This is a genomic window from Protofrankia sp. CiP1_Cm_nod3 (assembly GCF_982290655.1).
Genome location: NZ_CEVIVD010000077.1, coordinates 17,049 through 22,151 on the forward strand (window position 1 = coordinate 17,049; position 5,103 = coordinate 22,151).

Consider the following 5,103-nt stretch of genomic DNA (forward strand, 5'->3'; position numbering starts at 1 on the left):
TGCCGTCCGTCGAACGACCGAAGCGCGAGAAGCCGAGGTAACCCATGGCCACCCGTATCGATGTCTCCGGGCTGACCGCCTACTACGGAAAGTTCAGGGCCGTCTCCGACATCCACTTCAGCATCGAGCCGAAGAGCGTCACCGCGTTCATCGGGCCGTCCGGCTGCGGCAAGTCCACGGTGCTGCGCACGCTCAACCGCATGCACGAGGTGCTGCCCGCGGCCCGGGTCGAGGGCCGGGTGCTCCTCGACGGCGAGGACCTCTACGGGCCGGGGGTCGACCCGGTGAACGTGCGCCGCGCCGTCGGGATGGTCTTCCAGCGGCCGAACCCCTTCCCGACGATGTCCATCTACGACAACGTCGTCGCCGGGCTGAAGCTCAACGGCACCCGCAAGAAGTCGCTGCTCGACGAACGGGCCGAGGAGTCGCTGCGCGGCGCTAACCTGTGGGAGGAGGTCAAGGACCGGCTCGGCCGGCCCGGCGCGGGCCTGTCCGGCGGCCAGCAGCAGCGCCTGTGCATCGCCCGGGCCATCGCCGTCGAACCGCAGGTGCTGCTCATGGACGAGCCGTGCTCCGCCCTCGACCCCATCTCCACCCTGGCCATCGAGGATCTGATCACCAAACTCAAGTCCAGCTACACGATCGTCATCGTGACCCACAACATGCAGCAGGCCGCCCGGGTCAGCGACACCACGGCGTTCTTCACCCTGGACCGGACCGGCGACCCCGGCCGGCTGGTGGAGATGGACCGGACCGAGAAGATCTTCTCCAATCCGACGGAGAAGCGTACGGAGGAGTACATCACCGGACGCTTCGGCTGAGCCGGTCCCCGTCGTGTCCGTAAGCCCTGTCGTGGCCGCGGGCCACTCCGTAAGCCCTGTCGTGGCCGCGGGCCACTCCGCAAGCCCTGTCGTGGCCACAGGCCACTCCGCAAGCCCTGTCGTGGCCGCGGGCCACTCCGCGGGCCGTTGTGGAGCCGTCACGATCCCTTGGATGCGTCCTGTGCGGCCAGCTGATGACGAGTCCGTGCCGGTGGAGCGGTGCCGTGCGGTCGACGAGCCCACGGCGGCCGGCCCGCCGCGTCCACCGGTGCCGGTGCCGGTGCCGGGCCCGCTGGCGCCTGGTCTGCTGTCGGTACCGGTGACGTCGGGCTCAGCAGCGCCGCCGGGCCCGACACTGCTGGTCGCCGACGCCGCCGCGGACACCGAACTGCTCACCGCCCTCGCCGACGAGGGCATGGGGGTCAGCGTCGTCCCCGACGGTGCCCGGGCGCTGCTGGAGATCGGCCGTCTCGCGCCAGCGGTGCTGCTGATCTCCGCCCGGCTGCCGATCGTGGACGGGGTGACGGTCGTACGGACCGTCCGTACCCGGGACGACATGCCGATCCTGCTCGGGGTCGGCCCGCAGGACCGGCGGCAGGCGGCGGCGGGGCTCGCGGCCGGCGCGAGTGCCTGCGTCGCCAAGCCCTACCGGGTCAACGAGGTCCTGGCCCTGGCCCGGTCCATGCGGGGGAGCGACCTGGAGCGGGCCTGGCCCACGGTGCTGCGAGCCGGAGCGATCACCCTGAACCTCGCCGCCTACGACGTGTGGGTGGACGGCATCCCGGTGCGGCTGCCGCCGCGGGAGTTCAGGCTCCTGCGGATCCTGCTGGAGCAGGCCGGATCCGTGGTCACCCACCAGACGCTGCTCGAGCGTGTCTGGGGCACGAGCAGCCACGAGACGAACACGCTCGCCGTGCACATCCGCCGGCTGCGCGGCCGCCTGGGGGATACGGGGAAGGCGGGGAAACCCCGGCTGATCGAGAGCGTCCGCGGTGTGGGCTACCGCCTCCGCCTCGCGGACAGCCCGATGCCCGGCCCCTGACCCGATGCCCGGCCCCTGACCCCGCCGCCCACCGGGGCGGTCGCGGGCTGGCGGGACGTTACGCAACCGGGCGGGAGCCAGGACGCCTGTTGCGTAACCGTGTGGTGAGCGTGATCGTGCCCCGTCGACCGGGTGGCTCAGAGCCGGTCGGGCCCGGATCCGGGCTGGGCCTCCGGTTCGCGCAGGTAGGAGATGTCGCAGTGGTAGGGGGTGAAGCCGAGGGTCTCGTAGAGGCGTACCGCCGGGCGGTTGGTGTCGTCGACGTAGAGCATCACCGTGGCCAGGCCACGGTCGCGCAGGTGGTGCAGGCCGATCAGGGTCAGTACCCGGCCGAGCCCGCGTCCGGCGGCGGTGGGCGCGACCCCGACGACGTACACCTCGCCGATGCCCGCCTCCACCTTCGTCCAGTGGAAGCCGACGAGCTGGCCCGCCGCTTCGGCGAGGAAGAAGCCCGCCGGGTCGAACCACGGCTCGGCCTCGCGCAGCCGGAGATCCTCCACCGTCCAGCGTCCCTGTTCCGGATGGTCCGCGAAGGCGGCGCTGTTGACCGCCACCCACGCGTCCTCGTCCTGCCCTGGGACGAAGGCCCGGATGGTCACCCCGGGCGGGGGCGTCACGTCCGGGAGAGGCGGGGCCTCGTGACCGGGGATGTGGCCGGGAGCGTGACCGGTGGGGTGGCCGGGGTGTGCCCTGCGTCCGTCAGGGGAGACCGGGGCGGGCAGCGCGCGGCGCATCTGCCAGAGCACCCGCTGCCGGCTGAAGCCGTACCTGTCCGCCAGGGCTGCCGCCGCGGGCGTGTCGCCGTGCGCCCAGACGTGCAGGTCCGCGCCGGCCTGGTCGGCGGCCGTGGTCAGGGCGGCCAGCAGGTGGCCGCCGACACCCTGACGGCGTCGGGCGGGGTGCACGACGACCTCCGCCTGCCAGCCGTGGGCATCAGGGGTGGCCAGGTAGGCGTATCCGGCGATCGTTCCGGCGTCGTCGTCATGGGCGGTCCCTGCGCTGTTCTGGGAGGCCGACGTCTCGTCGTCCTGGGATGCCGTGCCGGCTGGGACGGTCGGGACGGCTGGGACGGCTGTGCCGGTCGGGACACCGGTTGGGACGGCTGTGCCGGTCGGGCCTGCCGTGCCGGCTGTGCCGGTTGGGACGGCCGGGGGCGCCGCGGGGCCCGGGACGGTGACGATCAGGTGTTGCGCGGCGGTCAGTGGCTGTGTCGTCAGCCGTAACGCGGCGTCGTCGGACAGTGGGCCGGCTCCGTCGGCCGCCGTGGCCGTGGCAGCCAGCTGCCGCAGGTCGTCCACTGTCCGGGGAGTCAGGTGCCGCGTCCAGCGCAGTCTCATTCCCGCGACATTAGGGCGTTCCGTACTGGTTTTCATCCGGGTGGGCCTGCCGCGGCCGGAGATTTCCCGGTCCGGTCATGAATCCGGCTTGATCACATTGTTGGCTGGATCGCAGCACCGGCCGGATATCGGGCGACGCCGTGCCGGCGGGAGCCCCGGCGCACGGGCACCTGCTGGTCACGGCGTCCGACGGGCGTGCCGTGCCCGTCCAGGAGTGACACCGTACGCTTTCTCGCGCCGAGGTCCTCGCCATGTCGCGAAACAGCCCGGAGGTCCGGGTAAAGCGACGTGACCGGTCCGGTGGCCCCGGACTCCGGCTGGAACCACCCGGACCCTGGCCGGCACTACACGCGTTCGGGAGTACGTATTACTTCCCGGCTGTTGGAGCCGGGCACCGCCTCGCCGCCGGGCAGCGGGGCGATCGGGGGAGCGACGAACTTGTAACCGACGTGCCGCACGGTGCCGATCATCGATTCGTGCTCCGGGCCGAGCTTGGCCCGCAGGCGACGCACGTGGACGTCGACGGTCCGGGTGCCGCCGTAGTAGTCGTAGCCCCAGACCTCCTGCAGGAGCTGGGCGCGGGTGAAGACCCGGCCCGGGTGCTGCGCGAGGTACTTCAGCAGCTCGAACTCCTTGAAGGTGAGCTCAAGCGGACGGCCACGCAGCTTGGCCGAGTAGGTGGTCTCGTCCACCGACAGGTCGCCAGAGCGGATGACGCCGGCCTCGGCGGTGCCGCCGGCGGTCGCCACCCGGCCGATCGCGAGCCGCAGCCGCGCCTCGACCTCGGCTGGCCCGGCGCTGTCGAGCACCACGTCGTCGACGCCCCAGTCGGCTGACACGGCGGCCAGTCCGCCTTCGGTGACGAGGGCGAGCAGCGCGGTGGTGAGCCCGGTCGTGCGCAGCAGGCGGCACAGGCCACGGGCGACAACCAGTTCCCGGCGCCCGTCCACCACCACGACATCCACCGGGGGTGCGTCAAGGAGTGCGCTGGCCTCAAGCGGAGCGACACGAACGGTGTGGGTCAGGAGCCCGAGCGAGGGAAAGGACTCCGCGGATGGTCCGGGGGCGTTGGTGAGCAACAGGACGACGCTCAAGTTGACTCCTCCAGGGTTCGGTTGCGATGTTGGGGCAGCGTCGACCCACGGATACCTTGCGGTCGGTTCGCGTTCCACGGCCGTCATGGGCGCGAAACGAAGACCGGCCTGTGGGGAGGATAGCGGAGTGTCGTACTCCACTCCTACCGCATGAGGAGTTCTCCCCGCTGTGGGCGCTGAGATTCTCGCCACGGTCCATCGTTACCGTGATCGTTCCGTAACCGGCCAAGATTTTGATCTTGATGGCACCGCCGCTCGTGGCTTTTCCGGATTTCGTGGCAGGCCCCCGGTAGAGGCCGGCTCCGACGGCATCGGGCGTTGTGCCGACACGCCCGCGACCGGCCCGCGCGACCCTGGCCAGCCCCGGGCCGGATGCACCCTTGGTGATCGCGATGCCTCCAGGGAGACCGGTGTGGCCGACGGCGGGAGGGGGTGCCGGTGGCCCGCGTGACTGTCCGCTACTGGGCCGCCGCCCGGCACGCGGCGGGCGTGCCCGAGGAGCGGCAGGACGCCGAGACCCTTGCGCACCTGCTGGCAACCGTGGCGAAACGTCACCCGGGCGCACTCGCGGAGCTGTTGGCCCACTGCGCGTTCCTGGTGGACGACCTGCCGGTCGGGCGCCGCGATCATGCTGACGTGGCGCTCACGGACGGTGCCGTCGTGGAGGTGCTGCCGCCGTTCGCCGGTGGGTGAACCGTCCTGCCCCGGGCTCGTCCCGCCCGGTAGGGCCCCGGGACGGCCACGCTCGCCGGCCGCGAGCCGCTCCGGCCGACGCCGATGCCCGCCGGACAGGCCGATGCCCGCCGGAC

At 72.0% G+C, this 5,103-nt stretch carries 5 protein-coding genes; 3 read left to right on the plus strand and 2 right to left on the minus strand.

Annotated elements, in window-relative coordinates:
* Positions 1 to 44 precede the first annotated feature (44 nt).
* Positions 45 to 821 carry a phosphate ABC transporter ATP-binding protein PstB gene (gene pstB, locus AC5LUJ_RS15320; RefSeq protein ID WP_250285021.1) on the plus strand — a complete coding sequence of 259 codons (777 nt, stop codon included), beginning with the start codon at positions 45 to 47 and terminating at the stop codon, positions 819 to 821.
* A 304-nt stretch (positions 822 to 1,125) separates the two neighbouring features.
* Entirely contained in the window at positions 1,126 to 1,863 is a 738-nt protein-coding gene (locus AC5LUJ_RS15325; protein ID WP_250285030.1) for a winged helix-turn-helix transcriptional regulator, read from the plus strand.
* A gap of 137 nt (positions 1,864 to 2,000) precedes the next feature.
* Here AC5LUJ_RS15325 and mshD read toward each other — a convergent pair whose 3' ends face one another.
* Together mshD and AC5LUJ_RS15335 are read right to left on the minus strand one after the other, a co-directional pair.
* Complete coding sequence (gene mshD / locus AC5LUJ_RS15330) at positions 2,001 to 3,200, minus strand: mycothiol synthase (protein WP_250292616.1); 1,200 nt, start codon at positions 3,198 to 3,200, stop codon at positions 2,001 to 2,003.
* A gap of 344 nt (positions 3,201 to 3,544) precedes the next feature.
* The gene (locus tag AC5LUJ_RS15335) at positions 3,545 to 4,294 is read right to left on the minus strand and encodes a winged helix-turn-helix domain-containing protein (RefSeq protein WP_250285024.1); all 750 of its coding nucleotides are present in this window, start codon (positions 4,292 to 4,294) and stop codon (positions 3,545 to 3,547) included.
* 438 nt (positions 4,295 to 4,732) lie between these two features.
* Between AC5LUJ_RS15335 and AC5LUJ_RS15340 the strand changes: the two genes are divergently transcribed.
* Complete coding sequence (locus tag AC5LUJ_RS15340) at positions 4,733 to 4,987, plus strand: MoaD/ThiS family protein (protein WP_250285026.1); 255 nt, start codon at positions 4,733 to 4,735, stop codon at positions 4,985 to 4,987.
* The last annotated feature ends 116 nt before the right edge of the window (positions 4,988 to 5,103 follow it).